This window comes from Pseudomonas sp. MD195_PC81_125, from assembly GCF_014060985.1.
In the GTDB taxonomy this organism is placed as follows: Bacteria; Pseudomonadota; Gammaproteobacteria; order Pseudomonadales; family Pseudomonadaceae; genus Aquipseudomonas; species Aquipseudomonas parakoreensis.
In genome coordinates this window covers 1-583 of record NZ_JABULD010000859.1, presented here as the reverse complement: position 1 = coordinate 583, position 583 = coordinate 1, and the positions used below count along the sequence as shown (strand labels likewise).

Here is a 583-nt window from a genome sequence, read left to right as displayed (position 1 = left end):
AATCTGTTAGGTGAGATTGGTATCTACCGCGTCAGCAGCCCGGTGCTCGCAGATCATCGGGTCGCGGTCTGAACCACGACATTTCGAGGAGAACGATCATGGCTCGTCTAGCCCTGTTGTTACTGACCGCCTGCCTGAGCGCCAGCGCCATGGCGGCGGACGTCATCAAAAGCGAGCGCCAGGAAACTTTCGGCGACGTGACGGTGCACTACAACACCTTCAACTCCACGTATTTACAGCCGGACATCGCCAAGGCAGCCGAGCTGGTCCGCAGCAAGAACCAGGGCGTGATCAACGTCTCGGTGATCAAGGACGGCAAACCGCTGATCGCCAACGTCACTGGCACGATCAAAGACCTGACCAGCCAGAGCGTGCCGCTGAACTTCCGCCAGGTCACCGAACAAGGCGCGATCTACTACATCGCGCAGTACCCGGTGGAGCAGCAGGAAACCCGCACCTTTGAAATCAAGGTGCAGAACGGCGACAAGATCAACACCATCAACTTCAACCAAGAACTCTTTCCCGGCGAATGATGAACCTCACGCAACTCGTACTGGCCAGCCATAACGCCGGCAAACTCAAG

General features: G+C 57.3%; 1 protein-coding gene and 1 pseudogene. Both read left to right on the top strand.

The window, feature by feature from the left end; all coding sequences use genetic code 11:
- Positions 1-72 (top strand): annotated as a pseudogene (locus HT737_RS29815) (methionine biosynthesis protein MetW); the annotation flags it as partial.
- 26 nt (positions 73-98) lie between these two features.
- Positions 99-533 carry a DUF4426 domain-containing protein gene (locus HT737_RS29810; protein ID WP_182402860.1) on the top strand — a complete coding sequence of 145 codons (435 nt, stop codon included), beginning with the start codon at positions 99-101 and terminating at the stop codon, positions 531-533.
- Positions 534-583: the final 50 nt, after the last annotated feature.

Coding starts and splice junctions, on each gene's coding strand:
- HT737_RS29810 (WP_182402860.1), top strand. CDS start 99: ATGGCTCGTCTAGCCCTGTTGTTACTGACCGCCTGCCTGAGCGCCAGC.